The sequence below is a fragment of the Corynebacterium sp. UMB8791 genome (genome assembly GCF_054166365.1).
The window spans coordinates 122,623-147,935 of sequence record NZ_JBSZCG010000103.1; the positions used below are offsets into that span (position 1 = coordinate 122,623).

Consider the following 25,313-nt stretch of genomic DNA (forward strand, 5'->3'; position numbering starts at 1 on the left):
CCACATGAGACCCCGCGTCCACCTTCACGGTGTCGCGGGGTTTTCGCATTCCAAGAGCACGCGACCAGTTTGCTAGCCTGTAACGAATGAACACGATGCGGCTGCGTTTCGACATCGCCTATGACGGCACCGACTTTCACGGCTGGGCCCGGCAGAAAGGCGACCTGCGGACCGTCCAAGGAACCGTTGAAGACGCGCTCGCGCTTGTGCTGCGCCACCCCGTCGCCCTGACGGTCGCGGGCCGTACGGATGCGGGGGTGCACGCCCGCGGTCAGGTTGCGCACGCGGACATTGCTCCGGAGTCATTGCAGCAGCGCTCTCTTGACGGTGATCCTGCGCGCCTGGTGCGTCGCCTTGCCAAACTGCTACCGGACGACATCCGAGTTCATCAAGTCCGGGAGGTTGCCCCTGAGTTCGACGCTCGCTTCTCGGCGATGGCGCGTCACTACATCTACCGCGTTACTACCAACCCAGCGGGGGCGCTGCCAACACGGACGCGTGACACTGCAGTGTGGGCTCGCCCAGTCGACGTGCAGCTAATGCAGCAGGCCGCCGACGTGCTGCTCGGGCTGCACGACTTCGCGGCGTTCTGCAAGCCGCGACCGCACGCGACGACGATCCGCGACGTGCACAGCTTTCGCTGGGTGGACGCTTCCACGGAGGCGGAGCCGCAGCTCTACGAGGCACACATCAGTGCCGACGCGTTCTGTTGGAACATGGTGCGCGCACTGACCGCGACGTGCCTCACGGTCGGGCAGGGCAAGCGCGACCTGGCGTGGGCCACTGGACTGCTCGACGCCACTGAGCGGCGCGCCGACGTACCGTTAGCCCCCGCGAAGGGGCTGACCTTCGACCACGTTGTGTACCCACCAGAGCAGGAGTGGGAGGCACGAGCCAACACAACTCGTGATCGGCGTTCGCTCTGAGAGCGCAAAGCGATAAGATTTCACCAGTCTCAACGTCTTAGGTCTCGAAGGAGTACGCGTGGTCACTGCCGGGATGTTCATAGCAGCGGTACTTGTGTTTGTGCTGCCAGGATTCCTGGTCAACGTCATCTCCGGCATGCGTGTGCCGGCGTCGGTGGTGGCGTCGATACCCGCGAGCTTCGGCATTATTGGCTTCAGTGCCTGGTCTTGGGGCCTGACGTCGGCGAGGTTTTCGCCGTGGACGTTCTCTGTGAGCGTGGTGTTTGTGATGTTGTGTGCTGCGGGGTGGCGCTACGCGTTTGCGCGCCGCGCCCGCGAGCGCTGGACTGGCACTGGGCAACTGTCGTGGCGTCGGGCGCTGCTGCCGGGGACTCCGCAGGAGCGGCGCGAAGGCAGCGTGGTTGACCCCGTCTGGGTGCTGCCGCTGCTTGGTGTGATTGCGGGGTCGGCGATGCTGATTAGTGACAAGCTGCGGTGGCTGCAGGGAACTCCGCTGGGTTTGGCAAATATCGTGCAGGGTTGGGATTCCCAGTGGCACGCTAATACTGTGCGCTTCATCATGGATGAGGGGATTGCGTCGCCAACGCGCATGGGGGAGCTGATGTACCAGGAGACGCACAGTTCGCTGTTGTATCCCTCGGGGTACCACGCGGGGGTTGCGTTGTTTGCCAAGACCGCTGGGATGGCGCCGATCCCCGCGCTGAATGTGGCGCAGGCGATCGTGCCATCGGTGGCGGCTTGCGTGTCCGTGGCGTGCCTGGTGTTTGCGTTTCTGCGGTCGCGGGGGCTGACGGCGCAGATCGCGGCGGGGTTCGCGCCGCTGCTGGTGTACGGTGCGCCGCAGCTGATGTGGGTGTCGGATTTTGTTGGCATGTGGCCGTACATGATGGCAGTTGCGCTCACGGGCATTGTGATTTGGCAGTTCCTGGAGGTGCCACGGCATCACAACTCGGCGTTTGCGGCGGCCATCGGGTTCTTCGGGGTGGTGGCGGTGCACCCGTCGCCGGTGACCACGATTGCGCTGGCGGTGGCCTTCGCTTGGTGCTTTTCGACGCTTCTTCGTCCCGTCCGTTCACGCCTCGTGGACACTGTCTGGTTAGCGGCCCCGGCGCTTGCCGGTGCGGTGCTGTTCCTGCCACAGATGTTTGCTGGTTCCGAGCAGGCGCAGGAGGTCGCGGGGTGGTCTACTCCGGAGGATGGCACGGCGCCAAATCCGTGGGCGCTCGCGATCACGATGGATACGCGCCACGTCACTGAGTACTTCGCGAACTACAACCCGACTGTGCTGCTGTGGCTCGCGCTCGTGGGGGCGGTGGCGCTTGTGGCGTGGCGTCGCCAGGTGTGGCCGGTGGCGTTCTACGTCCTGTCACTTGCGACGGTGGTGCAGGCAACCGCACCGCTTCCGCCGGTGCTGGACGTGGTGCCTTCGCTGGTTTCGGGGCTGCACTACAACACGGCGCACCGCCTGGTGTTGCCGGTGGTGATGTGCGTCATCGTCGCGGCGGCCATAGGGGCCTCGGTGATGATTCGGATGCTGACGTTGGCGCCGGTTGCCGCGCGTGAGGGCACGGTGGTGGCGAAGGGGGCGTCGACAATTGGGGCGGTGCTCGTGTCCCTCGTGGTGGCTGCGAGTACTGCGACCGCCGTGCACGCGAATGCAGCTCAATCGGCGGAGGGCATTTACACCGCTCCGCGCGTTGGCGGTCGAATGGTCAACGATGACGACCTGGCTGCGTTCGACTGGCTCGCGACGCAGCCTGTGGCGTGGGAAGGCGTGACCTACGGCGAGCCCGCGGACGGGCATTCGTGGCTGTATGCCTACACCGGCGTGCCGACGCTCTCCCGGCACTACCTGTGGCCAGCGAAGACACGAGGCGACGACACCGCAACCGCGTTGTTCGACGTAGAGATGCTCGGGCGCGGGGTGCTCGGCGACGCGACGGCGAAGAACGCCGTGGACCGGGCCGTTGAACGGCTGAACATCAAGTTTTACATCGCATCGCCGCCGTCGTTCTGGGCGCAGCAGCCGCCGCGCGTGAATTTGAACAATGCCACGGCCAATAGCGCGCTGACCCCGGTGTACGTGAAGGGAGACACGGTGATCTTCGCGGTGAACGAGGCGTTTACGCGCGCCGAGCTCGCGGAGATGCAGCACGACGCCGTCAAGCACGGCTCGGAACCGCTGGAGCTTTGGTAGTGTAAGGCAGCGTTATTGGTTATTGGGGGATACAACATCGGGGGTATACATGTCGCAACGTTTGTTGCCAACAACGCGACCGCAGGTGTCGGGGCACAGGTTCATGCAGCGCCGTGTGGAGCACGGCCTGATCTACGGCGACATCCGGATGATCCATGACCCGCTGGCGGCGCGGCGCCGCGCGGGGATCTTCGGGGCGGTCGGAGTGGCGTTGATCGCCGCGGTGATGGGGCTGTTCGCCTGGATGAGCCCGAACCCGCACCCCGGCGAAGCCTCGATCGTGCGAGCTACTGACGGCGGCCTGTTCGTGCGTGTCGACGGCACGTTGCACCCTGTGACGAACTTGACTTCCGCTCGCCTCATCGCCGGGGAGGCCGCCGAGCCTGCCCGCGCCGGTGGGGACTACTTGGCCACTGTGCCGCGTGGCCTGCCAGTGGGCATCGTCGCGGCTCCTGGGATGTTTGCCCCTGAGGCCACGGAGGCGCATGCCTGGTCCGCGTGCCACGCCGAGGGCAAGGTCACGGTGGTCGCGGGTCAAGCGCCTGCGCCGCTACCGAGGGGTACGGCGGTGCTGGCGGTGGCGGATCACCGGGAATGGGTCGTCGATGCGCACGGCCGCAGGCAGCTGCCGCCATCCACCACGCCGGAGGGGCGCATCATGCGCCGTGCCCTGGGGATCGACGCCACGACGTCGCGCTGGTCGCCGCCGAACGCGGTGCTCGGCGCTCTGCGCGAGGGACCGGCGTTCACGCTGCCACCGCGCCTCCCTGAGGTACTGCGCACCCCGGAGGCCACCTGGGTGCTTACGGAGCACGGCGGTGTGCAGCAAGTCTCTGACACAGCCGCCCAAGTGCTTCTCGACGCCGGCGCCGCCTCCCGCGACGTCAACCGCGCAGACATCGCGCATTACCCGGATGCGCAGCCGCCACTGGACCTGCGCATCCCGCACGAGGCTCCGCGCTGGGTGCAACCCACACAGGATACGGTGTGCGTGAACGACAAACGTGGCGCAGCCACCTGGCCGAAGGACGCCGGTGGCGTGCTCGAAGGAGCGATTGCGCTGGCGGGGACGGGCACCACGACCCACTTCGCGGGACTGCGCGAGGGTGCCGTCGGCGTGGATACAGGGCAAGGCCTGCTCGTGGTGTCGCCGGAGGGCTCCCGCCACGAGGTCGCCGGGCGGGACACGCTGGAGCTGATCGGCGTGCGCCACACCGAGGAAGCGCCGTGGCAGATCGTTGCGCTGCTGCCGAGTGGAGCTCCGCTCGAGCGGTCGGTGGCGCTGAAACCGGTGGCGTCTTAGAGCCCGCGGCGTCCGCGGCCCCCACGGAGGGAGCGCGCCACGATCGTCAGCGCGATGCATGCCAAGAGCCCACCGAGCGCCAGTCCGGCGCGCCGGACCGCAAGGGATGCGGTGGGCAACGGTGCGTCGATGGTGGTGACGGTTGCCTCGCGCGGTGGCGTGGGTGGGAGTTGCGTGACGATGTCTTCTGGGCGCAGCGCCCCGCCGTTGGGTTCCGCGGCGGCGTAGACGATCTCACGCACTTGTTGCGGTGAGAGGTGTGGATAGCGCTCGAGGAGGAGGGCGATGGCGCCACTGACGACGGGTGCGGCGAAGCTGGTGCCCACGTAGGGCTGCACGGTTGGTGTGCCGTCGGGTTGGAGCTCGCCGGTGATGCCGGTGGCGAACCCTGCGCCGTCGGACGCGAGGACCACGGGGGTGGTGCCGCGGGCGGAGAGCGGCGGCTTTGGGGATGCGATGGAGTAGTCGGCGACAGTGTGGGCGTCCTCGCGTGCGCCGACGGCAAGGACCGTGGGCATGTGCGCGGGGAAGACGGCGAAGCCGTGGGCGCATTCGTTGGTGGCGTTGCCTGCGGCGGCCACGACGACGGCACCGGAGGTTTCGGCGCGGTGGAGCGCGGCCTCCAGCTCGCGGGTGTCCAGGCTCGCGGCGAGGTAAGGCGGCATGCAGGAGACGATTGAGATGTTGATGACGCGTGCGCGTTCGTCGACGGCGTTGTTGATGGCGTCAGTGAGGGTGGCGAGTGATCCCGCGGTCTGCTCTTCGCGGTAGTGCGCGGAGGTTTGCCGGATTGAGATGAGGTGCGCTGTGGGCGCGATGCCGAGGTCGCGGCTGGCGATGATGCCGGCGACGATGGTGCCGTGGCTGTCGCAGTCGAAGAACGGATCGGGGTCGTCGGGTGTGACGAAGTCTCGGCCGGGTGTGACCGGCGGCAGTTGCGGGTGCCGCGCGATGCCGGTGTAGATGACGGCGACGCGCACCCCGCGTCCACTCGCGTGGCTGCGGGACGCGGCGACGGATGGGTCAAGCTCCGGTGGCGTGTTTCGGTCTAGTTGCAGGTGCGCAGGGCGGGCACAGGCGTAGTCCTGGGCCTGCGCCGGTGGGGCCGGGATCGAGATTGGCAGCGTCGTTCCAACGGCGAGCGGGACGCAGAGGGTGACGAAGAGGCGTCGAGAAGCAGTGGTGCGCATGGGCTTAGAGCCCCCGGATGAGGTCGAACAGCCCGGTGAGGTGCACCGCGAGCGGGATGACTGCGATGATGGCGGCGGCTTCGGCGCGCTCGAACCACACCACCGTGGTTGGCTCGAGGTCAGGCACGCGGCGCGACCAGATGACGGCGGTAGCGCACACAATGGCGATGCAGCCTGCGGCCACGAGGAACGCTGGGTGCGGGCTTGGCTCGTATACGGTGGCGAGCACCACGGCGCCGAGCGCGCCGAGGGCCAGCGCCGTCAGTGCTATTCGCGGGGTGGGGTAGTGGTGGCGCACCGCGTGGATGAGTAGCGCGCCAGCCATGCAACCGGCGAGTGCGACGCGCCAGCCCAGTGCGGCGTCCATCGTGGCAATGCCGTAGAGCGCTGGTAAGCAGCAGGTGGTCACGGCACATGCAATCGCGGCAGATACGGTCAGCGCGGTGAGGCTGCGTGTATCGACGTCATGCTGGTACACATCCGAGCGATCAAATTCCTCGCCAGCGGTGGGGATGCGTGGCACCTTCAAGCCCGCGGCGGCCGTGGCGATATGGGGCGTGAGCATGACCAGCAGCAACCCGAGCAGCACGACCACCGCCGCCCCCGCGTGGTGCTGTGGCAACCACGCACCGAGCGAGGCCGCGGCAAGGAGCAGCGCGCACACCGCCGCGAAGGTCGCGACGGCCGCACCGCACAGTCTGAGCATCGCGCCGATGACTACGCAGGACACGGCGGTGATCGCGGCGGCTAGCATCCCGATTGACGTATCGCTCGACCCGTCCCATGTAGCCGGAGGCCCAGCCACCCAGGCGCCGACTGCGAAAGGGGCCGCGCACAGAAACGCTACGTAAACCGCGCTGCTTCGCGCCGCGAGCGACAGCACCAGCGCCGCCGCAGCAGCAAGGCCCGCACCGAATGCCGAGCCACCGACCGTGCTCGCCACCGCTGCAATGCACAGCAGCCCCAACATTGTTGCGCCTATGTGCAGGCCACGCACATCGCGTGCAGAAGCCGCCGCGGCGCTGAGCGAGTGGGCCGCGTCGCGGATCACGGGCGGTGCCGCCTGCTCCTGTGGGCGCATCACCACCGTCGCGCCGTTTCGCATCTTGAGCTGGTACAACGGCATGTGTCCGTCCAGTGGGATGCCAGCTACGTTGGTGAACTCCCAAGGGCGGTGCAGCTGCGGTAGTTCCACGAAGCGCGCGATTTCGGGTATCAGCTCGTAGAGCGACGAGGACGTCGGCAAACTGAGATCGATATCGCGGTGAAGCGAAGCGACGTCGATACGAATGGTGACGTGCACGATGTGATGCGTTGCAGAAACTGCCACGATGAATCCCCCCGGAAAACAAACAAATGCGCGACTTGGCGCTTAACTTGAACAATGTAGCGCACCATCGCCTAGAATGCATGCAGAAGTTGCGCGAGGGGGAATGCGCAACCGGGGAATGCATGAGGGGGAATGCATGCTAGGTCTTGACCACGAACCAGTCGTGACACCATCGACGGCGCACACACTCGCGCCGCCACCACCACTGCCGACCGGTCAACTCCGCGCCGAAGCGGTACCGCAGGCGCACAAGGACCAGCCGATGCCACTGTTGAAAGTGCTGCTCCCGGTGGTCATGGTGGTCGCCATCGGCGCGGTGATGGCGCTGATGGTGATGTCGGGGCGCACCGTGAGCCCAATGATGCTCATCTTCCCGGTCATGATGCTTTTCGGCATGGTCACCATGTTTTCGCCGCAGGAGCGCCAGGGCGACATCGACGAGACGCGGCGGGTCTACCTGCGACACTTGGACGCACTAGCGCATCGGGCACGCAGCAACGCTGAGGTCCAGCGCGAGCACGCCGAATACCTTCACCCGGCGCCGAACGCTCTGCTCACGGCGGTGCCTGCGGAGCGTGTCTGGGAACAGTACGCCGCCTCGCCGTACGCGCTGCAGGTGCGCATTGGTGTTGGCGCGGTGGCACTGCATACCCCAATCGAGGTCGACGACCCTGGCTCGCCCGAGGACCTCGACCCGGTGTGCGCGGTGAGCCTGCGCAGGACGGTCGCCGCGGTGAACACGATCCAAGAGATGCCGATCGTGGTGGCGCTCAATGCGTTTCCCGTGATCACGATGGTGGGGCCGCGTGCGGCGGAGGTCGCGCGCTCGATCGTTGCCCAGCTGGCGTTTTTCCACGGCCCGGAGCTCGTCGGCATCGACGCCGCCCAGGCACCGAGCGAATTCGAGTGGGTGAAGTGGCTGCCGCACTCCGCCACGCCGGAAGCGGCCGAGTTCCAAGTCATACTTCTCGACGCCACCACCCACCCCTCCGTGATCTCCTTCAGCACCAGTGCCTCCAGCAGCGAGAACGTGTGCGTGCTGGTTATCCACCCGGACCCGGACTGGTTGGTGGATGAGGAGGCGTTCCACCTTGTCTGCGACGACGAACTCCACGCGCTGACCGGGATGGGCCTAGAGTTTCTGGGCAGGCCCGACAGGATTGATGCCGCAGAGGCGGAGCTCATCGCGCGCCAACTGGCGTTCTATCGCCGCCCCGAACAGCTCAGCGCCGAAAGCGCCTCCCACGGAGGCAAGCTGCTCCCGATGCTCGGCATCAACGACATCGCCGAGCTCAACGAGCACACCATGTGGACCGGACGTGAAGGCACCCGACAGCGCCTCATGGTCCCGATTGGCTCGACTGCCCAGGGCCAGGCCCTCTACCTGGACCTGAAAGAGTCCGCCCAGGGCGGGATGGGCCCGCACGGGTTGTGCATCGGTGCGACGGGGTCCGGAAAATCGGAACTTCTCAGGACGCTCGTGGTGGCGCTTGCCGCCACGCACTCGCCGGAGGAGCTCAACCTCGTGCTCGTGGACTTCAAAGGCGGCGCAACGTTTCTCGGCTGCGAGTCCTTGCCTCACACCTCGGCGGTCATTACCAACCTGGAGGACGAATCCATCCTGGTTGAGCGCATGTACGACGCCATCTCCGGTGAGATGAACCGTCGCCAGGAGCTGCTGCGCAAGGCGGGGAACTACGCCAATATCACCGACTACACCGCGGCCCGGCTCGCGGGCGAGGATCTCGCGCCGCTGCCGGCGCTGGTGATCATCCTGGACGAGTTCTCGGAGCTGCTGGCCCAGCACCCGCACTTCGCTGACCTCTTCGTCGCGGTCGGCCGCCTGGGCCGCTCGTTGGGTGTGCACCTCCTGCTTGCCTCGCAGCGGCTGGAGGAGGGCAAGCTGCGCGGGCTGGACTCGCACCTTTCTTACCGTATCGGCCTCAAGACGTTCTCCGCGGCCGAATCCCGCCAGGTGCTTGGCGTGCCGGACGCGTACGAGCTACCCAGCGAGCCCGGCGCGGGCTTCTTGTCCACGGGCTCAGGCGACTTGGAGCGTTTCCGCGCGGCGTACGTGTCGGGGCCGCTGGAGCGCGCCCGCGGCGTGACCAGGCGCGAGGCGGCCGTGGAGGTTCGCCTGTTTCACGGGTGGGAGCCTCCGCCGGTGGAGGACGCGAAGGAGAGTGTCGGTGTCGATACTGATGCGACGACGACGTTGCTGGCGGCGGTCGTCGAGAAGTCGAGGGAGGTGGCGGATGCCCTGGGCATGCGGGCGCACCAGGTGTGGCTGCCGCCGCTGCCTGCACAGATTGAGCTTTCGCAGGTCTACGGTGGCAGTGAGTCGATGCCGAAGCTGCGGGCGATTATCGGGGTGATTGACGAGCCGATCAAGCAGCGCCAGGTGCCGCTCGTGCTGGACCTGTCGGTGGCGGGTGGCCACGTGGCGCTCGCGGGCGGGCCGCAGACGGGCAAGTCGATGGCGGTGCGCACGATGGTGGCGTCGCTCGCGCTGCGCCACTCCACTGACGAGCTGTGCTTCTACATTATCGACGCCGGCTCCGGCGACTTCAGCGACGTCGCCGAACTGCCGCATGTGGCCGGTGTTGCGCAGCGCACGGACGAGGAGCGCGTGCGCCGCGTCGTCGACGAGCTGGTCGAGATGCTCGACGACTCGCAGCGGCGCACGAAGCGCCACACCGTGTTGATTGTGGACGGCTGGCACACGTTGCTCGCACCGGATGCGAAGACGGAAGACTTGCGTGAACCGCTGACTCGTCTTGCTGCGGAAGGCCCGGCTGTGGGCATTCACCTGGTTGCGACTACGCAGCGTTGGAATGCGATCCGTGCGAACGTCCGTGACGTGATCGGCACAAGGATTGAGCTGCATCTTACTGAACCGATGGACTCGGTGATTGATAGGAAGGTGCAGGCGAAACTTCCCGCGCTGCCGGGCCGCGGCATTACCGAAGAGGGGGCGTTCATGCTGGTCGCGCACACCTCCGCGCAGGACGTGGCACACGTCCGCGCAGCGACGCAGGGTCAGCCTCCGGTGCCACGCCTAAGGGTGCTGCCGAGTCACGTGGAGGTTGCGGACCTGCTCACCTCGGGAGGCCAACGTCTGCCACTCGGCGTCGGTGGACCCCGCCTTGCACCGCTGTGGAGCGAGTCTGGCCACCTGCTGGTCATCGGTGCGAGCGGTGCTGGCAAGTCCACCGCGATTGCCTCGGCCATCACCGCGATTGAGGCGATGGGCCGTGAGCAGGCCCGCATGGTGATTCTGGACGTGCGCCGCGCGCACCTCGGGCGGGCGAACCCGGACATGGTGGCGGCCTACGCAGCCTCTACCAGCGCCGTCGACGAGGCGGTCAGTGCGCTGATCACCACGCTGCGCGGCAGGCTACCAGGGTCGGATGTGACCCCGCAGCAGCTCGCGCAGCGTTCCTGGTGGGAAGGCCCGGAGCTCTATCTCGTCATCGACGACCTCGAGCTCGTCCCGGAGGACACCCTGCGCGAGCTGGCCACGCTGTTCCCGCACGCCCGCGACATCGGCCTGCACGTGGTTGCCGCCCGCAAGTTCGGTGGAGTATCACGCGCCATGTTCGGCAGCTTCCTGTCCTCGCTGAAGGACCTGTTGCCCGACGTCGTCATCCTCGACGGAACCAGGGACGAAGGCGCGCTCTTCGGAGTGTGCCCAGCCCCGCAGCCGCCCGGCCGAGGCCTGCTCGTCCAATCCGGCGAGGCCCGTGGCCTGGTCCAAGTCGCTGCACCCTACTCCGAAGGAGCCACCCTATGAAACCCGATCTCCGCATCACCATGACGCCCACGAACACCGTGTTCACCGGCGCCGCCAACGTCCACCGTTTTGACGGCCCCGGCCCACGGGAAGTCGCGCAGTACGTGCGTGGCCTGTTCGGGCCAGATCCGGGCGGCGCCGTGATCCAGATTGCCGCGACCCCCGAGGACCTCGATCAGTTTGAGCAGGCCATGAGCGGCTACGACGTCACCATCACCGGCGAGCCCCTCGAAGTGGAAGTCGACCCACCGACTGAGGAGCAGCCCGCCATCACCGCCGCAGACCTTGCGCCACGCCGCGCGTGGTGGCCGTTCGTCGCCCTCGGTGCCGCAGTGGTTGTGGTCGCAGCAATCTGCGGGTTCGTGCTCTTTCGTTTCTTATCGACGCCCTCTTCGCCCACGTCCGCCCAGGCTTCAGTAGGGGCGACATCGACCACTGTGCTGCACAGTCAACCGACGGCCTCGCGGGCGTCAACAAGCCCCTCTCCTTCTGTTGCGAGCGAGCCTACCGCCGTGCGAATCGCGCAGGACGGACTTGCGATTGAGCTGCCTCCCGGGTTCCAACTCGCGCAGCACGAGCAGGGCTGGATGGCAACAGGCGCCGACCCCGACATGCGCGTACTGATTTCCGCAGAGAACCGCTACACGCTGCCGCCCGAGCAGTTCGTAGCGCAGCTGCTCGGGGGTATCGAGCGCGACCCCGAGCTCACGCTCGTGGATCACAACCTCCACGCCGTGACGTACCGCGAGACCGCCCCCGGAGGAGCCGAAACTCTGTGGCGAACTTGGGCGCAGGATTCTTACCAGCTTTTCGTGGCGTGCCAGACGCGGCAGGCGCCCAGCAGGGTGCAGCAGGCGACGTGTCAGATGGCCTTCGACACCGCCGAATTCACGCCACCGACAGGGGAGGGGTGAGGCAAACTCGCAGCATACACGTGGTGGGAGGGTGGGGAGAAAAGTTTCTTCAACATTGAGGGAACCGGAGCACCAAAACGTGCGTCCAACTATATGAACAGCTTGGAAGGCTGTCGTTACAACCAAGACACAGTACCTAGTAGGGGGATTGAACATGGAACAGTTCAGAACAGAAGCCGACGTCATGCGCGCAACTGCCGACCGGGCAGATGACACCAACGCAAACGTCAACCGAGAAATCGACCGCGTGCAGCAGGTCGCGGAGTCCACGCGCAGCTACTGGGTGGGCAATGCGCAGCGCAGCTTCGATGACCTGATGGTCCGCTACGACGACGCGCAGCGACGCCTCTCCGAAGCGCTGCGTGACATCGCGAACAACATCCGCGACAACGCCAAGAACTACGAGAGCACCGACGCTACGAACACCGACAACTTCCGTTCGCTGTCCGGCTCAGCAGGCTTGGCTCTCTAAAACGCTCCCAGCGGTTCTCAGCAGACAAAACGACCATCTTCCGAATGTAAAGGGACATACTCATCATGCAAATCAAGTACGACTTCGCCCAGATCGCCAACGCAGCTGAAGACATGCGCTCGTCGGCGACCCGCATCACCAGCCAGCTCAACGAGCTGAAGCAGATCATCCAGCCGATGGCGCAGACCTGGGAGGGCACCGCAGCGTCCGCGTACCAGGCACACCAGGCGAAGTGGGACCAGGCCGCAGAGGATCTGAACACCATTTTGAACCAGATCGCCAGCACCGTTGAAGACGGCAACTCCACCATGCTCGCGGTAAACAACGCCGCGGCAAACAGCTGGGGATAACAACACAGAAGCTTGCTGAACAGCAAGGCGCCAGGGGGAGCGTCTTGCTGTTCAGTGCTTTGTGCTGTAAAGTTTGCAGCTTGTGTGCCGTGCTGCTTGTCGGGTCTCCACCGGCCGCCGTCTGAGCAGGATACAGCGCACAGTTTTATACGTTATGGCCGGCAGCCAACTAGACAGACTTGAAGGAGTCATGCATGTCTACTTACCACCCAAAGAGCGGTGACATTACCCGTAAGTGGTACGTCATCGACGCCACGGACGTGGTCTTGGGCAAGCTTGCGTCGACTGCAGCGGATATCCTGCGCGGCAAGCATAAGCCACAGTTCGCACCGAACGTTGACACCGGCGATCACATCATCGTGATCAACGCCGAGAAGGTCCACATCTCCTCGAACAAGCGCGATCGCGAGATGCGCTACCGCCACTCCGGCTACCCGGGTGGTCTGACTGCTATGACGCTTGGTCGTGCGCTCGACGAGCGCCCGGACCGCGTTATCGAGGAAGCTGTCAAGGGCATGATGCCGCACAACAAGCTTTCCCGCGAGTCCATCAAGAAGCTTCACGTCTTCGTCGGCTCCGAGCACCCATACGAGGCTCAGAAGCCGGAAACCTACGAGTTTAAGCAGGTGGTACAGTAATGGCTGATCAGAACAACATTGCAGCTGAGACCGACATCGACGCGGCAACCGCGGCGACGGAAGAGTTCAACTACACCATCGGTGACGCTATTGCTCCAGAGGTCGAGGAGACCCAGGACACCGTTGAGGTTGCTCCGCTGCACGAGGGCCCAATCCAGACCGTTGGTCGTCGTAAGCGCGCAATCGCTCGCGTGACCGTCGTCGAGGGCGAAGGCAAGATCACGGTCAACGGCCGTGAGTTCGAGGACTACTTTCCGAACAAGCTGCACCAGCAGGACATCCTGCTGCCGCTGACCCTGCTCGAGCGCGAGGGCCAGTTCGACATCAAGGCAAACATCAAGGGCGGCGGCCCAACCGGTCAGTCCGGTGCGCTGCGTCTGGCGATTGCCCGTGCACTGAACATCTACAACCCGGCTGAGCGCCCAACCCTGAAGAAGGCTGGTCTGCTTACCCGTGACGCTCGTGCGGTCGAGCGTAAGAAGGCTGGTCTGCACAAGGCCCGTCGTGCACCGCAGTACTCCAAGCGTTAATCACTACGCTGGTTGTATCATCAACCGCCCCCTGGCACTGGCCGGGTGGGCGGTTGTTGTTTTTGTATAGCTGTCGGTAGTGCATAATAAACAGCATGACTCGATTGTTTGGAACTGATGGTGTCCGAGGTCTCGCCAATGAGCGACTGACGGCGTCGTTGGCACTGAAGCTCGGTGCCGCCGCCGCGACCGTACTAACGAAGGACCGTGAGTCCTCGAAGCGCCGCCCGACGGCGCTGATTGGCCGCGACCCACGCGTGTCCGGCGAAATGCTTGCGGCAGCGATGGCTGCGGGCATGGCGTCGAAAGGCGTGGATGTCCTGCGTGTCGGCGTGATTCCTACTCCCGGCTTGGCGTACCTCACTGATGACTACGGTGCGGACATCGGTGTGATGATCTCCGCGTCCCACAACCCCATGCCGGATAACGGCATCAAGTTTTTCTCCGCGGGTGGCCACAAACTGCCTGATGAGGTCGAGGACGAAATTGAGCGGGCTCTCGACACGCTTGAAGAAGGCGGGCCAACCGGCACCCGTATCGGCCGCGTGATCGAGGAGGCGCCGGACGCGCAGGATCGTTACCTGACGCACCTCAAAGAGGCGATGAGCACCAGCCTGAAGGGCATCAAGGTCGTTGTGGACTGTGCGAACGGTGCGGCGTCCGAGGTCGCCCCGAAGGCGTACGAGGCCGCCGGTGCCGAGGTTGTGGCGATCTACAACGAGCCGAACGCTTTCAACATTAACGACGGCTCCGGTTCCACTCATATGGACAAGATCCAGGCGGCCGTCGTCGAATACGGTGCTGATCTTGGCGTGGCACACGACGGCGATGCGGACCGCTGCCTCGCCGTCGACGCCGAAGGCAACATCATCGACGGTGACCAGATTATGGCGATCTTGGCCTGCGGCATGAAGGCCGAGAACAACCTGCGCGACAACACGCTCGTAGCCACGGTCATGAGCAATCTGGGACTTACCCTCGCCATGGAGCGCGAAGGCATTGCACTGAAGCAGACCGCGGTGGGCGACCGTTACGTTCTCGAGGAGCTCAACCGTGGGGACTTCTCGCTTGGTGGCGAGCAGTCCGGCCACATCGTTGTCCCGGAGCACGCCACGACTGGCGACGGCACGCTGTCCGCGCTGCTGCTGATGGAACAGATGGCGGAAACCGGCAAGAGCCTCAAGGAACTCGCACAGGTGATGCAGGTGCTGCCACAGGTACTCATCAACGTGCCGGTGTCGGAGAAGTCCAAGATTATGAGCTCGCAGGAGGTGCTGGCTGCGATCGATGAGGCCGAGGAAGAGCTCGGGCACTCGGGTCGCGTGCTGCTTCGTCCTTCCGGTACTGAGGAGCTGTTCCGCGTCATGGTGGAGGCCGCTGAGGAAGAACAAGCCCGAAAGGTGGCGGGTCGCCTCGCAGCAGTCGTTGCGGCAGTGTAGAGTCCGTTGGTAAGAAATTTGGCCTCGCGGGGAACCGCGGGGCCGTTGGGGGAGTCTAACTAAGAGAAGTAGTTAGAACTGTCGGTGGTGAGCCGACGTGGATTTTGGGGGAAATTTTGAACATGGTGAACACGGTAAACACTGTGCACAACAAGGGCGTCAGCCTCAACGTTGACGCGGTGCGGTCATATTTTGCCGACGCCATCTCCGCCTACGAAGACACCGCCACGGACTTCGCCCGCCAGCAACCAGACCTGGGTGCGGACGACTTCGGTGCCGATTTTGCCTTGCAGGGCCAGCGCATCACGGCGGCGGTGCAAGCGGTCTATGCGGACTCGCTCCGGTTGTTGCAGGAGCGAACGCGGCAGTGGGAGGGGATTCGCAGCCTTGCACAGGAGGTCCGCGACGCTGACGAGGACGCCACCGATGGCATTTCGGGGGTGGGTTCCGCATGGTAACCAGCGACGTTGTCGAACAAGGGGTGCAGCGCTTCTCTCAGTCCGTTGCGACGGCCCCAGCCCTGGAGGGGCCTGAGCGCGACCAATTGCAGGCACTAGCGAAGGAAGTCATTCGGGAGCTGCAGGCCACCCGCTGCCAGGACCTACGCGGCTTCCACCAGGTCGGTGTCTCGCTGTCACAGTTCAATTGTGACGCCGTGGGCTACAGGTTTTCGTTGAAGGCGCCTTGCCAGGATACGCCGGGCAGTCAAGAGTGGTTTGAGCAGATCGGTGTGGGGCCGCGGGAGCGGTGCTCGGCAGATTCGGAGGCACAGCACTTTACACGCCTAAATGAGCTGGGAAGCTCGATCACCTCGTGCTGCAGCGCTATAGATGACGTCAAGAAGACGTCCAACCTGGCGGTGGAACAGTTCGTGGTCCTTGCGCACTCGCACCTTGAGATACTTGCGAAGCTTGGAATCGCCACCCTGATTCGCCCGTTGGTGCAGGTCGTAATTGATGCGATGCGGCAGGCGAGCCAGACAGCGAAAGAATGCAACGTAGCTGTCGCTGAGTGCCTCGATGCGATCGCGGTGTGCGTGGAGGAAGCACAACAGCCTTGCAGTCAGGCGCCCGGCGGAAAGCCAGCTGGAAGTGCGCCTGCTGCGGCGCCAGCGACGGCTGCGCACGCAGCCGGAAGCACCTCGACCGCCAGCGCGAGTGTTGCCGCACCACCTTCCGCCCCAGCACCAGCACCAGTGCCTGCCCCTGCTCCTGTGCCGCCGGCACCGCCGCAGCCGTGCGAGCGCCTTGTTTCTCTGGAGAGCGTCGGTACGCAGTCCGCGTCAGCGGCACTGGCAGGTGCGGCAGGGATCAACGTGGCCTTTAACTTCGACGTCGATGTGCATGTTAACGCGCCCATCGAGGCCGTGACACGCGACGCAGCGGCGTTGTTCGCACCGGTACAGGAGCAGTGCGACGCTGCGCAGGCGTTCACGGGCGCGTTTGCACAAACGGGCGCGGCCGTCGTCATTGAAAGCATCAACGTCTTTGCAGCAAATATCGACGCGGCCTGGCAGTGCGCGACGGAGGCTGTGGAGGTGCCGTGTGACGTCGCGGAACCAACACCACCGGCACCACCGACACCCGAGCCCGCTCCTGCGCCGGAGCCTGCACCGGCAGTCGACGAAAACGGTGTGTTCGTGCCACCTGAGCAACTCGGCGAGGTGGAGCAGCCACCAGTACCGGCCGAAAAGCAAGCGATGACGGCACCGGCGGCAGCAGAGACGTCATCAGAACAACACGCTGAGCAGCAGCCAGTCGATACAGACCCGGCTGATGCTTGGGGCGTCAAGAAATTGGGGGAATGGTAAATGGATTTTTCAAGGTTTGCAGCAGAGTACCGTCAGCGCACGGCGATGCGGATGGAGAACTTTGAAAAGATGATCGCTGAGCACCATCGCCAAATGGAGATGATGCTTACCGAGCAGCGAAGGGCCGCCGCGCTTGGCTACAAACGCCAACCTGTTGTCATTCCACAGGGCGGCGAGCGGTTGTTCCCATTTCGCCGCCCGCCGCAGGGCGGAATCGCGTCGATCCGTACCGAGGCACGCCCCAACGCCCCGGAGGCACAGGGGGAGATGAAGCGTGCTGGTCAGCCCGGCACGCTAGAAGAATGAGAAGAGGCTGTCATCCTTGGTGAGGCCCGCCAGCTCGGCGAGGTCCTCACCGGTAAAGGACGTCACGTTCTTTCCTTCGGCGTCCGGCTCGGAGTAGGAGGAGTACTTCTTCTCCCCGGCTAGCTGGTGGAGGAGGAACCCTGTGAGCAGGCCGCGCACTGTGGTCTGCAGCGAGGCGCTTGACTTGCCCAGGCCGAGCAGACGCTTGGTCAGTGTGTCCTCCGAGAAGCTTTGCTGGTCGCCTTTCTTGATGCTGCGGTAGGCCACCTCGCCGGCCCAGTTGTATGCAAGCTTGGCAGGGTTACCCGGATCAAAGAGCGAGTCGCCGTCTTCGCCGGGCCCGATGATGAGGCCTGGGCGAAGCGCGCGGCGAGCCGCCTCTACTGCGGAGGGCGCCACGTTCGCCGGGTAAATTGCGGCGACTGCCTGCACCTTCGGGTTTTCTACCGCGGTGAGTACGGCAGCGCCGCCGCCCATGCCGTGGCCAACGACGCCGAGGCGCTGTGGGTGGATGCTAATCTTGCCGTTCCCGAGGCGCACCCCAGTCAGGATTTGCAGGGCGGTTTCTAAATCGGCGGCGAAGCCAGCGTGGTCGGGGCGCCACCCCTTTTCAGTATCTGGCGCGGCGACCGCAATGCCCCAACTGGCCAGGTGGCGAAGTGTGCCGTGGTAGTCGTCGACACTCTGGCGCCAGTCGTGGCCGAAGGCGACGGCGGGGAGGTTCTTGCCCTCTGCAGGCGTATACACCTTGCCTGGCAAACCGGTGTAACCGAGGTCGCCTTCCAGCACCTTGTGGGGGCCTCGCTTGGACAGTTCAGCTAGCTTCTTCAAATTCGCAGACACGCAACCTACCCTACTTGAATTCTGCAGTACGGAAATAGCGCTTCTGTGTTTTCGTGGTTTAGGGTTAGGGGCCAGACCGAGAGAGGGCCGATTTTGAGCCCGATGAAGCCACGCGGAAGGAGCGATGCATGCTTGGAGCGTTGTCCTTTGCGTTTATTGATTCCATCAACGTGCTGTTGATCGGGGTTATCGTGGCAGTCGGGGTGGTTGCCTCCCAAGCGAAACGGCAGTATGCGAAGATCACGGCGCTGCTCATTGCTGGCGACTGGCTTGGGGTGGCGAGTCTCGCGGCGGTGATGTTGTTCGTATTCGATGGCCTCGGTCCGGTGGTGCAAACGTTTGTCGAGGGGCCCATTTTCGGGTGGCTCCTCATCGCTACTGGTCTCCTGACCGCGGTGCTGGCGCTGCGTGGGGGAGATAACCACGCGTTGATTGAACGGGTGATGCGCCCGCTGCGAGCACCCAACGCGCTGACGGTGCTGACGGGGTTTGTGCTGGGGATCGTCCAATCGGCGACCTCGGTGCCGTTCTTTGGTGGCCTTGCGGTGCTGTCTGCGACGGGCATCGATACGACGACGAAATACAGCTTCCTGGTGCTCTACGCGACGGTCGCGCTGTCTCTGCCAACGCTGTGCGCGTTGCTGGTCGGCTGGGTGCGGGCGAAGCCGGACTCGGTTGCTGGACGAGGTTTCGCGTGGGCGCGCTCACACCCGGATACGGTTGGTTTGACCGCGACGTGGGTGGTATCGCTGCTGCTAGGTGTAGTCGGCGTGGCGCATTTGCTGTGATCGTTGTTCAATAGATGCCCATGAACGCTTTAAAACTTCGCATTGACCTGGCGGCGATTGCCCACAACACGAGGCAGATGCGCCGTCAGGCTGGTGGCGCGCGTTTGATGTGCGTGGTGAAGGCGGATGCCTATAACCACGGCGCGGCGAAGTGCGTCCCCATCATGGAGGCGAACGGTGCGGATGCGTTCGGCTGCGCGACGATCGCGGAGGCGGCTAGTGTGGCGAAGCTGACGTCGAAACCCGTGATGGCGTGGCTGTGGGCTCCGGGGGAGGAGCTGGTGGAGGGCATCGAGATGGGTGTGCCGAGTCTTGCGCACCTGCGCGCGCTTATTGACGCCCCCTTCGTACCCACCGTGCATCTGATGATCGACACGGGGATGAACCGCTCGGGCGTAGATGAGGAACAGTGGCCGGAGCTGTTCGCGATGGCCGCCGAGGCGCAGCGCGCCGGCCAGATCCGCGTGGCCGGGCTGATGAGCCATTTTGCGTGCGCGGATAACCCAGCGGACCCGTATACGGACCGCCAGCTGGCGACGTTCCGGGAGGCGCTCCACCAGGCGCACCAGGCTGGTCTGAAGGACCTGGTGAACCACGTGGCGAACTCCCCCGCGACGTGGACGAGGGAGGACGCACGCTTTGAACAGATCCGTCCCGGAATCGGCCTGTACGGGTTGGAAGCAATCGACGGCACCGACAACGGGCTGCGGCCCGCGATGAGCTGGGTCGCAATAGTGACCGCGGTCAAACCGATCCGCGCGGGGGAGCCGGTGAGCTATTCAGGAACATGGACCGCGCCCGAGGACGGGTGTACCGCCGTGGTGCCCGCCGGCTACGCGGACGGTGTGATGCGCATTTGGCAGGACCGGATGGACGTCACCATTCGTGGGGCGCGCTACCCCCAGGTGGGCCGGGTGTGTATGGACCAGATCGTGGTGTGGCTGGGCGCGAACGAGGCCGGGGTCGCGCCGGGTGATGAGGCGGTACTTTTTGGTGCCGGCGGCGTGAGCGCGGACGAGTTCGCGCTGCGGGCAAATACCATTCACTACGAGGTGCTGTGTGCACCGAAAGGACGGACAGTGCGGGAGTACGGCGGCAGGCGCGTCTGCGAGACACGCGAGGAAACACAGGCGTTGGGGCGTGAGTTGGGGGAGACCTTGCGCGCCGGGGACGTGGTGATTCTCGACGGCCCGCTCGGCGCCGGGAAAACCACCCTGACACAGGGCATTGCCGAAGGGATGCAGGTCAAGGGGCGCGTGACGAGCCCAACGTTCACAATCGCTAGGGAACACCGCGCGAAGGAGGCGGAGGGGGCGTCGTTAATTCATGTCGATGCCTACCGCCTGTTGGGGGAGGGCGGATCGGGCGACCCGCTGGGTGAGCTCGACGCGCTGGACCTCGAGTCGGAACTGGACCGCAGCGTCGTAGTGGCCGAATGGGGCGGTGATCTTGCAGGTCACATCGCAAACGAGTACCTGTTGGTCACGATTGATCGCACCACGCTCGTGGAACAAGACGAAGACAGTGAGGGCCGCATCATTACATGGCGGTGGGTGCACACAGAATAGGAAGATGTAGGCTGTAGGCCATGCTGAAGCTGAACAATACTAGCCGTGGTTGGGTCGCTATTGCGTGTGCGCTGTGGGTGATTGTGCTCGTCGCTCTCATTTTCATCCCACTGACGAAGCCGTCGCCAATGGCGGCTGCGACGCCAACGAACTCCCTTTCCCGCTCCCTTGAACAGGTCAAGCCTAGTGGCGAGGCTGTTGCGGGCCAGCTGATCGACCTGACTCGCGTTTACGACAAGGACTACATCGGGTTCACCACGCTGTGCCCGAACGAGCCGGACCAGCTGTTGCTGAGCAAGCTACAGGCACTGAAGCTTGACCAGGATCGCTTTGATTTCTCCGGCGACTGGGGTTACATGCTGCTGTTCGACGAGGACGAGAACGCGGAGATCGACCTAGATAAGGTGGAGCTTTCCAAGGTGAACATCTGCTCCATCCCGCAGTCGGAAATGTTCCCAATGAACACGCCGCTGCCGTTCCACAAGGACGGTAACGGCTGGATCATGGGAGTAGCGGCGTAATGCTGACGCTGGCGCTCGATACCGCCACGCACGACTTGGTTGTCGGCGTGGGCGATCAGCAGTCGCGCCGCGTGGATGCACAGCGAGTGATCAGGACTCGCTCCCATAACGAACTTTTGGTCCCCACTGTCAACGAACTACTGGCGGAAGCGGGCTGCACGTACGGTGCGCTCGACGCCATTGTTGTTGGCGTGGGGCCTGGCCCGTTTACGGGCCTCCGCGTAGGCATGGCCACCGCGTCCGCGTTTGGGCAGGCGTTGGGAGTGCCGGTCTACGGCGTGTGCACCCACGATGCCATTGCCGCGGAAGTGGGGGACACTGAGGGCAAAAGCGTGCTTGTGGTCACCGATGCGCGCCGCCGCGAGGTGTACTGGAGCCTGTACCGTGACGGCACGCGCGTCGACGGCCCACACGTCAGCGCTGCCAGCGCGATCGGCGTCGAGGGCGACGCGGTGGACCTCCTCGTCGTTCCAGAAGCGCTGCGTGAGACTGTGAAGGTCGCCGCTGGCGAGGTACGTGATCTCGCGCCGGGTGTTCGCGGCTTGCTCGCCGCGTGCGATCCATCAGATACGCCGGAGCCACTCACACCGCTGTACCTGCGCCGCCCGGACGCCGTGCCGCCGAAGCCGCGCCCGCGCTCTGCTGCGCTGCCGGACATCAAACTGTGAATATCCGGGAGCTCACACCCAGCGACGCAGACGCAGTCGCGGCGCTGGAGGCGGTGCTGTTCGCTGGCGAGACCCCGTGGTCGCGGGAGGTGCTGCTGACGCAGTTCGCGCAGCCGTACACGTTCTATATCGGCGCCTTCGACGACGAGGGCGCACTTCTGGGGTATGCGGGCCTTGCGATGCTGGGCCCGCGCAACGACCCGGAGTTCGAAATTCACACCATCGGCGTCGCGCCCGAGGTGCAGCGCCGCGGGGTGGGTAGGGAGCTGATGGACCAGCTCGTCCACACCGCCGACCTTCTCGACGGCCCGATGTTCCTCGAGGTGCGCACCGACAACTCCGCGGCGCTTGGCATGTATGAACGCTACGGCTTTTCCGTGGTTGGCACCCGAAAGAATTACTATCAACCTTCTGGCGCGGACGCGTTTTCGATGATGCGCCCACGCAAGAGCGAAAGGGAGCAGGCATGATTGTTGCCGGGATTGAGTCATCGTGCGACGAGACGGCCGTCGGTATTGTCGACGTCCACTCCGACGGCACCATGGAGATCCTTGCGAACCAGGTGGCGTCTTCGATGGAGCAGCACGCACGCTTCGGTGGCGTGGTGCCCGAGATCGCGTCGCGTGCCCACCTTGAGGCGATGCCGCAAGTGATGGCCGCGGCACTGGAAGAGGCCGGTATCGATGCCCCGGACGTGGTTGCGGCGACGATCGGGCCTGGTCTTGCCGGTGCGCTGCTGGTCGGCGCGTCCGCTGCGAAGGCCTACGCGGCGGCGTGGGGTGTGCCGTTTTACGCCGTGAACCACTTGGGTGGGCACGTGGCGGTGGCGAACCTGGAAGGCCAGGAGCGGCTCCCGCACTCGGTGGCACTGCTGGTCTCTGGTGGGCATACGCAGTTGTTGGAGGTTGAGGCCGTCGGCAAGCCGATGCGCGAGCTTGGCTCCACCCTTGATGACGCCGCCGGCGAGGCCTACGACAAGGTCTCGCGCCTGCTTGGGCTTGGCTACCCGGGCGGCCCGGTCATCGACCGCTTGGCGGCGAAGGGTAACCCGGATGCGATTCCGTTCCCGCGCGCGCTCAGTAAGGCCGACGATCTGCGGGGCGAGCACCGCTTCGACTTCTCGTTCTCCGGCTTGAAGACTGCCGTGGCGCGCTACGTGGAAAAAGCGGAGCGCGAAGGCTGGGTGGTCAACGTGGAGGACGTGTGCGCGTCGTTCCAGGAGGCGGTGTGTGACGTGCTCGTGCGCAAGGCGCTGCTGGCACTGGAGGAGACCGGTGCGAAGACGCTGTTGCTCGGCGGCGGGGTGGCGGCGAACAGCCGCCTGCGCGCACTTGCCCAGGAACGTTGCGAGAAGGCTGGCGTGGAGCTGCGTGTACCGCGCTTCGGGCTGTGCACCGATAACGGCGTGATGATCGCAGCGTTGGCTGGCCAGCTCATCCATGAGGGGGCCAAGCCTTCGGAGCTGTCCGTGGCGACGGATACGTCGTTGGAAGTGGAGATCCCGCTCGTTCACCAGTAAAGATTGGTGAGTGTCGTCACAATGTTGAGTGTTAGCACTCGCAGGGGTAGAGTGCTAACAAGGTTGTGGAGAGCGCAGTTGTACACCCGCGACGACGGCTGGGCCTTCAAATAACCGCAAAACTACTGAACTGATAGATACAACATTGAAGGAAGGCGTTCAGATCATGGCAAACGTCAACATCAAGCCACTGGAAGACAAGGTTCTGGTACAGATCGCTGAGGCGGAGACCACGACGGCATCCGGCCTGGTTATCCCTGATTCCGCTGCTGAGAAGCCACAGGAGGCAGTTGTTATCGCTGTCGGCCCTGGCCGCTTGGATGAGCAGGGCAAGCGCATTGCTGTCGACGTCAACGAGGGCGACACCGTGATCTTCTCCAAGTACGGCGGCACCGAGCTGAAGTACAACGGTGAAGAGTACTTGCTGCTTTCCGCTCGCGACCTGCTGGCCGTCGTCGAAAAGTAATTGAAGGGGGCGTAGCCACCAATGGCAAAACTTATTGCATTTCATCAGGAGGCCCGCGAAGGCATCAAGAAGGGCGTTGACACTTTGGCGGATACCGTCAAGGTCACTCTTGGCCCGCGTGGCCGAAACGTTGTGCTTTCGAAGTCGTGGGGTGGCCCGACCGTTACCAACGACGGTGTGACGATCGCCCGCGACATCGACCTCGAGGAGCCGTTTGAGAACCTCGGTGCGCAGCTGGTGAAATCCGTCGCAGTGAAGACGAACGACATCGCCGGTGACGGCACCACGACCGCGACGCTGCTCGCGCAGGCGCTGGTCACCGAGGGGCTGCGCAACGTCGCTGCTGGTGCGAACCCGATCCAGCTGAACAAGGGCATCCAGGCTGCGGCCGAGAAGGTCATCGAGGAGCTGAAGTCGCGTGCGACGGAGGTTTCTTCGTCCGCCGAGATCGCCAACGTTGCCACCGTTTCCTCCCGCGACCCTGAGGTCGGCGAGATGGTTGCCGGTGCGATGGACAAGGTCGGCAAGGACGGCGTCGTCACCGTCGAGGAGTCCCAGACGATCGACTCGTTCGTCGACGTCACCGAGGGTGTCTCCTTCGACAAGGGCTTCCTGTCGCCGTACTTTATGACGGACCCTGACGCCGGCCAGGCGGTGCTGGAAAACGCCCGCGTGCTGCTGGTCCGTAACAAGATTTCCTCGCTGCCGGACTTCCTTCCGCTGCTGGAAAAGGTTGCGGAGGCATCCGTCCCGCTGCTGATCATCGCCGAGGACGTCGACGGTGAGCCGCTGCAGACGCTCGTGGTGAACACGCTGCGCAAGTCCCTGAAGGTTGTCGCCGTGAAGTCGCCGTACTTCGGCGAGCGCCGCAAGGCCTTTATGGATGACTTGGCTGTAGTGACCAATGCGACGGTCATCGACCCTGAGGTTGGCATGGCGCTCAAGGACGCCACGCTGGATGACCTCGGCTCGGTACGCCGCGTCACCGTGACCAAGGACGACACCGTGCTTGTCGACGGCGCCGGTTCCGCTGAGGACGTCGAGGAGCGTCGCAACCAGATCCGCCGCGACATCGAGGCGACGGACTCCACCTGGGACAAGGAGAAGATGGAGGAGCGCCTGGCGAAGCTGTCGGGTGGCGTCGCCGTCATCCGCGTCGGTGCCGCGACTGAGACCGAGGTCAACGAGCGCAAGCTGCGCGTCGAGGACGCCATCAACGCTGCCCGCGCGGCAGTCGAAGAGGGCATTATCGCCGGTGGCGGTTCCGCACTGGTCCAGATCGCACGCGACCTGGAGGAGTACGCGGAGTCCTTCGAGGGCGAGCAGAAGACTGGCGTGTTGGCGGTTGCCCGCGCGCTGGTGAAGCCGGCGTTCTGGATTGCGGACAACGCTGGGCTGGACGGCTCAGTTGTTGTGTCGAAGATCGCAGACATGGCGAACGACGAAGGCTTCAACGCCGCAACGATGGAGTACGGCAACCTGGTTGAGCAGGGCATCATTGACCCTGTGAAGGTGACGCACTCCGCGGTTGTCAACGCTTGCTCGGTAGCCCGCATGGTGCTGACCACGGAGGTTTCTGTGGTGAACAAGCCGGAAGAAGCTGAGGAACACGCACACGGTCACGCGCACTAATTAGCGTTTGTGACGAGGGAAGCCCGGACGGATACATGCCGTTCGGGCTTTTGCGTGCCTGATGGGTCAGACTTTGGGAATGGCATGCTCGGCGCTGTACCCTTAGGCGA

At 64.5% G+C, this 25,313-nt stretch carries 24 protein-coding genes; 21 read left to right on the forward strand and 3 right to left on the reverse strand.

Annotated elements, in window-relative coordinates; all coding sequences use genetic code 11:
• The first annotated feature begins 86 nt into the window (after nucleotides 1-86).
• Genes truA through eccB form a run of 3 tightly spaced genes read left to right on the forward strand, consistent with a single transcriptional unit; the run spans nucleotide 87 to nucleotide 4,426 of the window.
• The gene (gene truA / locus ACXIUA_RS03425; protein WP_288792289.1) at nucleotides 87-926 is read left to right on the forward strand and encodes a tRNA pseudouridine(38-40) synthase TruA; all 840 of its coding nucleotides are present in this window, start codon (nucleotides 87-89) and stop codon (nucleotides 924-926) included.
• Between the two features lie 58 nt (nucleotides 927-984).
• On the forward strand, nucleotides 985-3,123 hold the full coding sequence (locus ACXIUA_RS03430) for a DUF6541 family protein (protein WP_288792288.1): 2,139 nt from the start codon (nucleotides 985-987) through the stop codon (nucleotides 3,121-3,123).
• Between the two features lie 49 nt (nucleotides 3,124-3,172).
• Nucleotides 3,173-4,426 (forward strand): type VII secretion protein EccB, encoded by a 1,254-nt coding sequence (eccB, locus tag ACXIUA_RS03435; RefSeq protein WP_288792287.1) that lies wholly within the window; start codon nucleotides 3,173-3,175, stop codon nucleotides 4,424-4,426.
• Here eccB and ACXIUA_RS03440 read toward each other — a convergent pair.
• Nucleotides 4,423-5,616, reverse strand: a complete 1,194-nt coding sequence (locus tag ACXIUA_RS03440) for a S8 family serine peptidase (protein ID WP_457976117.1) — start codon at nucleotides 5,614-5,616, stop codon at nucleotides 4,423-4,425. The two genes, eccB and ACXIUA_RS03440, sit on opposite strands and share 4 nt — an antisense overlap.
• Nucleotides 5,617-5,620: 4 nt before the next feature.
• A complete protein-coding gene (gene eccD / locus ACXIUA_RS03445) occupies nucleotides 5,621-6,946 on the reverse strand; it encodes a type VII secretion integral membrane protein EccD (RefSeq protein ID WP_457976118.1) in 1,326 nt (441 codons plus the stop codon).
• A gap of 136 nt (nucleotides 6,947-7,082) precedes the next feature.
• On the opposite strand from eccD, the gene eccCa reads away from it, so the two are divergent.
• The 10 genes from eccCa (at nucleotide 7,083) to ACXIUA_RS03495 (ending at nucleotide 17,198) form a co-directional block, all read left to right on the forward strand.
• Nucleotides 7,083-10,739 carry a type VII secretion protein EccCa gene (gene eccCa, locus ACXIUA_RS03450; RefSeq protein ID WP_457976119.1) on the forward strand — a complete coding sequence of 1,219 codons (3,657 nt, stop codon included), beginning with the start codon at nucleotides 7,083-7,085 and terminating at the stop codon, nucleotides 10,737-10,739.
• Nucleotides 10,736-11,653 (forward strand): type VII secretion-associated protein, encoded by a 918-nt coding sequence (locus ACXIUA_RS03455; RefSeq protein WP_288792281.1) that lies wholly within the window; start codon nucleotides 10,736-10,738, stop codon nucleotides 11,651-11,653. Before eccCa ends, ACXIUA_RS03455 begins: the two co-directional genes overlap by 4 nt.
• A 154-nt stretch (nucleotides 11,654-11,807) precedes the next feature.
• Nucleotides 11,808-12,125 (forward strand): WXG100 family type VII secretion target, encoded by a 318-nt coding sequence (locus ACXIUA_RS03460; RefSeq protein WP_071567367.1) that lies wholly within the window; start codon nucleotides 11,808-11,810, stop codon nucleotides 12,123-12,125.
• 65 nt (nucleotides 12,126-12,190) lie between these two features.
• Nucleotides 12,191-12,475, forward strand: a complete 285-nt coding sequence (locus ACXIUA_RS03465; protein WP_070477587.1) for a WXG100 family type VII secretion target — start codon at nucleotides 12,191-12,193, stop codon at nucleotides 12,473-12,475.
• Nucleotides 12,476-12,669: 194 nt separating this feature from the next.
• Nucleotides 12,670-13,113, forward strand: a complete 444-nt coding sequence (gene rplM / locus ACXIUA_RS03470; protein ID WP_288792280.1) for a 50S ribosomal protein L13 — start codon at nucleotides 12,670-12,672, stop codon at nucleotides 13,111-13,113.
• Complete coding sequence (rpsI, locus tag ACXIUA_RS03475) at nucleotides 13,113-13,643, forward strand: 30S ribosomal protein S9 (protein ID WP_070363052.1); 531 nt, start codon at nucleotides 13,113-13,115, stop codon at nucleotides 13,641-13,643. The genes rplM and rpsI overlap by 1 nt, the downstream gene beginning before the upstream one ends.
• A gap of 95 nt (nucleotides 13,644-13,738) precedes the next feature.
• Nucleotides 13,739-15,082 carry a phosphoglucosamine mutase gene (gene glmM, locus ACXIUA_RS03480; protein ID WP_288792564.1) on the forward strand — a complete coding sequence of 448 codons (1,344 nt, stop codon included), beginning with the start codon at nucleotides 13,739-13,741 and terminating at the stop codon, nucleotides 15,080-15,082.
• A 122-nt stretch (nucleotides 15,083-15,204) separates the two neighbouring features.
• Entirely contained in the window at nucleotides 15,205-15,540 is a 336-nt protein-coding gene (locus ACXIUA_RS03485) for a hypothetical protein (RefSeq protein WP_288792565.1), read from the forward strand.
• On the forward strand, nucleotides 15,534-16,892 hold the full coding sequence (locus tag ACXIUA_RS03490) for a hypothetical protein (protein WP_457976120.1): 1,359 nt from the start codon (nucleotides 15,534-15,536) through the stop codon (nucleotides 16,890-16,892). Before ACXIUA_RS03485 ends, ACXIUA_RS03490 begins: the two co-directional genes overlap by 7 nt.
• Nucleotides 16,893-17,198, forward strand: a complete 306-nt coding sequence (locus ACXIUA_RS03495; RefSeq protein WP_070363048.1) for a hypothetical protein — start codon at nucleotides 16,893-16,895, stop codon at nucleotides 17,196-17,198.
• On the opposite strand, the gene ACXIUA_RS03500 is transcribed toward ACXIUA_RS03495, so the two are convergent.
• Nucleotides 17,187-18,041 (reverse strand): dienelactone hydrolase family protein, encoded by an 855-nt coding sequence (locus ACXIUA_RS03500; RefSeq protein ID WP_288792567.1) that lies wholly within the window; start codon nucleotides 18,039-18,041, stop codon nucleotides 17,187-17,189. The two genes, ACXIUA_RS03495 and ACXIUA_RS03500, sit on opposite strands and share 12 nt — an antisense overlap.
• Nucleotides 18,042-18,169: 128 nt before the next feature.
• Here ACXIUA_RS03500 and ACXIUA_RS03505 point away from each other — a divergent pair, with 128 nt between their 5' ends.
• The 8 genes from ACXIUA_RS03505 to groL all read left to right on the forward strand — a co-directional run bounded on the left by ACXIUA_RS03505 (nucleotide 18,170) and on the right by groL (nucleotide 25,203).
• Nucleotides 18,170-18,829 (forward strand): GAP family protein, encoded by a 660-nt coding sequence (locus ACXIUA_RS03505; RefSeq protein WP_071572761.1) that lies wholly within the window; start codon nucleotides 18,170-18,172, stop codon nucleotides 18,827-18,829.
• Between the two features lie 20 nt (nucleotides 18,830-18,849).
• Nucleotides 18,850-20,397: an alanine racemase gene (gene alr, locus ACXIUA_RS03510; RefSeq protein ID WP_288792568.1), complete on the forward strand. Its 1,548-nt coding sequence runs from the start codon at nucleotides 18,850-18,852 to the stop codon at nucleotides 20,395-20,397.
• A gap of 20 nt (nucleotides 20,398-20,417) precedes the next feature.
• A complete protein-coding gene (locus ACXIUA_RS03515) occupies nucleotides 20,418-20,918 on the forward strand; it encodes a hypothetical protein (RefSeq protein ID WP_288792569.1) in 501 nt (166 codons plus the stop codon).
• Complete coding sequence (gene tsaB, locus ACXIUA_RS03520; protein WP_288792570.1) at nucleotides 20,918-21,586, forward strand: tRNA (adenosine(37)-N6)-threonylcarbamoyltransferase complex dimerization subunit type 1 TsaB; 669 nt, start codon at nucleotides 20,918-20,920, stop codon at nucleotides 21,584-21,586. The genes ACXIUA_RS03515 and tsaB overlap by 1 nt, the downstream gene beginning before the upstream one ends.
• A complete protein-coding gene (gene rimI, locus ACXIUA_RS03525; RefSeq protein WP_288792571.1) occupies nucleotides 21,583-22,056 on the forward strand; it encodes a ribosomal protein S18-alanine N-acetyltransferase in 474 nt (157 codons plus the stop codon). The genes tsaB and rimI overlap by 4 nt, the downstream gene beginning before the upstream one ends.
• Entirely contained in the window at nucleotides 22,053-23,105 is a 1,053-nt protein-coding gene (gene tsaD, locus ACXIUA_RS03530) for a tRNA (adenosine(37)-N6)-threonylcarbamoyltransferase complex transferase subunit TsaD (RefSeq protein ID WP_288792573.1), read from the forward strand. The genes rimI and tsaD overlap by 4 nt, the downstream gene beginning before the upstream one ends.
• Nucleotides 23,106-23,271: 166 nt before the next feature.
• Nucleotides 23,272-23,571, forward strand: coding sequence for a co-chaperone GroES (groES, locus tag ACXIUA_RS03535; protein WP_070363040.1), 300 nt, complete (start codon nucleotides 23,272-23,274; stop codon nucleotides 23,569-23,571).
• Nucleotides 23,572-23,592: 21 nt separating this feature from the next.
• Nucleotides 23,593-25,203 carry a chaperonin GroEL gene (gene groL / locus ACXIUA_RS03540; RefSeq protein WP_256006185.1) on the forward strand — a complete coding sequence of 537 codons (1,611 nt, stop codon included), beginning with the start codon at nucleotides 23,593-23,595 and terminating at the stop codon, nucleotides 25,201-25,203.
• The last annotated feature ends 110 nt before the right edge of the window (nucleotides 25,204-25,313 follow it).